This is a genomic window from Chrysiogenia bacterium (genome assembly GCA_020434085.1).
Classification (GTDB): domain Bacteria; phylum JAGRBM01; class JAGRBM01; order JAGRBM01; family JAGRBM01; genus JAGRBM01.
Window position 1 is genome coordinate 1 of record JAGRBM010000319.1, and the last position, 4,172, is coordinate 4,172.

Below are 4,172 nucleotides of genomic sequence, written 5' to 3' on the forward strand. Positions count from 1 at the left end.
GAGCCCATGCCGGCGAGCCCCTACACCGGTGAGAGCCGTCCCTATCAGGTGCAGCGCTACGACACCCTGGCAAAGATCGCCGCGCGCGCCGATGTCTATGGTGACGGTGACCTCTGGTACATCATCTATGACGCGAACCGCGACCTCATCAAGGATCCCGACCTGCTCCCGCGCGTCGAGATCATGATCCCGACAAGCCCCAGCGAGGCGCAGAAGGAAGAAGCCCGCCGCATCAACGAAAACCACGTCCCCAACCTCTGGGACGGGATGTAGGCGGAAGGCGTTGCGCCGCTTTGCCTGATTTGTCCTTCGACGGGCTCAGGACGAGCGGGGTCGTTGCTCCTGTTCATCACTGGCATGACTGTTTGAGTCCGTTCGTCCTGAGCTTGTCGAAGGACGAACCGAGACGCTGCGCGCATGGAATGCAGCTATGGCGTTTTACACCTACATGCTCCGTTGTTCCGATGGCCGCTACTATGTCGGTCACACCGAAAATCTTGAGGTTCGTGTGGCTCAACACAACCGGGGTGAATTGCCCGGCTACACGAAGAATCGACGCCCGGTTGAACTTGTATGGTCGCAGGATTTCGAATCCCGTCTGGAAGCGTTGACGTGTGAGCGGCAGATCAAAGGCTGGAGTCGCAAGAAGAAAGCAGCGTTGATCCGGGGCGACTGGTCGGAGATCGCTCGCCTTTCGAAAGGTGCCGAGCGAGGTTCGGACTGATGCGCCTGATTCGTCCTTCGACAAGCTCAGGACGAACGGAATTTGTCCGGTCGATTCAATCCTGGAAATTGGGTGCAACTCCCGTTCGTCCTGAGCTTGTCGAAGGGCGAAGCTCGACGATATTGAATCCCCACTGAAAGCTTGCACCATCCGTCCACGTCCACGTCCACGTCCACGTCCACGTTTCCGATCCAGGTCCTGGCTGCTAGACTCGCGCTTACGATGACCTACCCTCCGCGCGCACATGTCCCCGACGAGCTCCTCTCCTGGCTTGCCGAGCAGCAGCCGGGTGCCAGCGCGCAAGTGGGCAAGTGGGTGCGCGCGCTCTCGGACTCCTATGTCGATTCCCATGCGCCGACGGCGGCAGCGATTTCGGCGGCGCACCGGCTCACGGCCTACGCGCGCTATTATCTGCCGGTCAATTACCCCAAGCTTCACCTGCCGCTGGCCGAGCTGGCGCTGCAGGAGAGCCTGGACCCGCTTCGCCGTGAGAAGCTGCGCGTGCTCGACCTGGGTTGCGGCCCCGGAACCTTTCTGCTCTCGGTGCTGGGCTTTCTGGGGGAGCGCAAGGCTTGCCCGAAGTCGCTCGAGCTGGTCGGCGTGGATATCGACCGCCGCGCGCTGAGCCTGCTGCACGATGCCTGCGAGTGGCAGGCGGCGCGCTGCCTTCCCGAAACCGATGTGCGCGTGCTCACGCGCGAGGCCGACCTTTTCTCGCCGCTCCCGGTGGAGTATCGCGGGCGCGGCTTCGATGTGATCGTGATCGGCAACGCGCTGGCCGAGTGGGCGCGCGGTGCGAAGGCCGACGCGGCCGCCGCGAGCGCGCGGGTGAAAGCCGCGCTCTCGATGCTGCGCGAGGGCGGGGCGCTCATCGTGATCGAGCCCGCGCTGCGCGAGACGAGCCGCTTCCTGCTCGAAGTGCGCGACGTGCTGCTCTCCGAGGGGGCGGTCCATCTCTACGCGCCGTGTCTGCACAGCGCGCCGTGCCCGGCGCTCGCACGCGAGCGCGACTGGTGCCACGAGCGCCTGGACTGGGAACTGCCGCGGGCGATCGAGGAAATCGACCGCGCGGCGGGTCTGCAGAAGGGCTCGCTGGCCTTCAGCTACCTGGTGCTTCGCCGCGAGGCCGGTTCGCTGGCCGACCTGCCCGGCGGCGTTCCCGCGGGCTGGCTGCGCGCGCGGGTGGTGAGCGACCAGCTCGCCGAGAAGGGAAAGCGCGGCTGCATCGCTTGCACGCAGGGCGGGACTCGGGTCTACTACGAGACGCTTGACCGCAAAGCCACGCGGGCGACGCTCGCCGCGCTGGAGGGCCTGCGCCGGGGCTCGCTTGCCGCATTCGCGCCGGGCAAGCCCGCCGGTGAACGCACGCGCCTTGGCGAGGGCGAGGCACCTCTGCCGCTGCTCGCCCCCGAAGCTCAGGAGTAGCCGCCTTGCGCGACCCGCAGCTCGACCGACAGCTTGAAGAGAATCTTGCGCTCCTCACGGCGATGGCCCTGGGGCTGGTGGTCATCTGCTTCTACGCCTGGACGATCAATTTTCCCGCGCAATATCAGGACGTCGTGAACCTGCTGGCCAACCCCGGCGTGGCGGCATTCCAGAAATACGTGGTTGCCCCCGACTGGGCCGAGCGCTGGACCTATTTCCCCGACATGCTCCATCGCAACCTGGCGCGTCCGGTGCTGGGGATGAGTTACCTCATCGGCGCGGCCTATGCCGAGCAGAGCGAGGCCGGCCACCGGTTGGTGAACCTCGTCCTGCATCTGGGGTGTGTGATGCTGGCCTTCCTGCTGGTGCGCCGCGGCCTTCGTGAGGCCCGCGGTCCCGATGGCAAGAGCGAACGCGGCGACCTGGGGGTTGCGGCGCTCATCGCCGGCGTCTTCGGCCTGCATCCGCTGCAGATCGAAAGTGTGGTCTATCTCTCGGGGCGCGACGCGCTGCTGGGGGCCCTGCCGACGCTGGGCGCTTTCGCGGTGATGGGCGCCTCGCTGCGCGCGGCGCGCTACGGCGAGGGGCTGAGCCTTCGGCTGGGCAATTACCTGGTCGGTGTCGGTATTTTCATCTTCGCGTTGCTTTGCGGGGAGAGCGCCCTGGCGCTGCCGCCGCTGCTGCTGCTCTACGACTGGGCGGTGCTCCGGCCCGCGCCCGAAGAGGGCGTTTCGATGCTGCGGGAGCGGATCGTTTTTCACGCGCCGCTCTTCGTGCTTGCCGGGGCCTATGCGCTCTTGCTCCGGGTGGCGGCCGATGCGAGTGGTGACCCCGCCATCGGCGGCGACTTCAGTGCGCTGGCCACCTATCCGGCCGCGTGGCTGGGTTACCTGCGCCTGCTCTATTTCCCGGTGGGCCTGACCGTCGACCACGGATTTGCGACGCGGCAGAGCCTGGCGGGGCTCGTTCCCGCGCTGGCGCTGCTGGCGAATGCGGGGCTTGTCGGACTCGCCATCGTTCTCGCGCGGCGGGGCGAGCGCCTGATCGCGGCGGGGCTGCTGGGCATTTATGCGGCCCTGCTGCCCTGGGCGGGAATTCTTTCCTACAACGACCCGGTGGTGGAACACCGCGCCTATCTCGCGGTGCTGCCGGCGACCTTGCTGGGCGCGCTGGTGGTCTCGCGCGCGTGGCGGCGTATTGCCGGTGAGCAGCGCGTGCGCGCGGGCCTCGCCGCGGCGGCGGTGCTGGCGTTGCTGCTCGGGGCCATGGGCGCGGCGCGCGCGCGTGTGTGGGAAACCCAGGAATCGCTCTGGTCCGACGCGGCACGCAAGCATCCCGAACTCGCGCGGCCCCACTACCAGCTCGGCACGGCCTACCTGCTGGGCAACCACCGCAAGCAGGCCATGGAAGAGTTCGGCGAAGCCCTGCGCGCCGATCCCGATTACTTCCCGGCGGCGCTCAACCGCGGCGGGCTCTTTCTGGAGGATGGCGATCTCGAAAACGCGCGCCGGAATTTCGAGCGCGCGGTAAGGGCCAATCCCGAGCACGCCCCGAGCCGCTACAACCTGGCCGAGGCGCTTTTCCGCATGGGAAGGCCCGAGGAGGCGCTCTCCGAGCTGCGGGTGGCGATCAAAATCACCCCCGACAACGGGAATTTTCTGGAAAAAGAGGGCGAGATCCTCGAATCATTGGGCCGGCACGAGGATGCCCTGGCGGCCTGGGATCTGGCGATCGAGAAAGGCGTCGCCGACCAGCGCAAGCTCATGGAGCGCGCCGCGCTGGTGGCATTCCAGCATGGCTATTACAACACGGCTTCAAAGCACCTGCGCAACCTGACCTATCTCGATCCCACCGACGCGCATACGTGGTTCAACTTTGCCTATTTCAAGGAAGAGATCGGTGAAACCGACGAAGCGATCGCCAACTACCAGCGCGCGATCATGGTGAACCCCGCGCTCGGCGAGGCGCATTTCAACCTGGCGCGTCTGTATGAAATGAAGGGCAAGTGCACCGACGCGGAATC

General features: G+C 66.3%; 4 protein-coding genes. All 4 read left to right on the top strand.

Going from position 1 to position 4,172, the window contains the following annotated elements; translation table 11 throughout:
* Window positions 1-273 (top strand): hypothetical protein (locus KDH09_11070; GenBank protein MCB0220227.1); only part of this gene is annotated, 273 nt, incomplete at its 5' end.
* A 157-nt stretch (window positions 274-430) separates the two neighbouring features.
* Complete coding sequence (locus KDH09_11075) at window positions 431-724, top strand: GIY-YIG nuclease family protein (GenBank protein ID MCB0220228.1); 294 nt, start codon at window positions 431-433, stop codon at window positions 722-724.
* 222 nt (window positions 725-946) lie between these two features.
* Window positions 947-2,149, top strand: a complete 1,203-nt coding sequence (locus KDH09_11080; protein ID MCB0220229.1) for a methyltransferase domain-containing protein — start codon at window positions 947-949, stop codon at window positions 2,147-2,149.
* Window positions 2,150-2,154: 5 nt separating this feature from the next.
* The coding region (locus tag KDH09_11085) for a tetratricopeptide repeat protein (protein MCB0220230.1) at window positions 2,155-4,172 on the top strand (2,018 nt) is incomplete at its 3' end.

Bases quoted from the DNA above. Each gene is read 5' to 3' on its own strand.
- KDH09_11080 (MCB0220229.1), top strand. From the start codon at position 947: ATGACCTACCCTCCGCGCGCACATGTCCCCGACGAGCTCCTCTCCTGG.
- KDH09_11075 (MCB0220228.1), top strand. From the start codon at position 431: ATGGCGTTTTACACCTACATGCTCCGTTGTTCCGATGGCCGCTACTAT.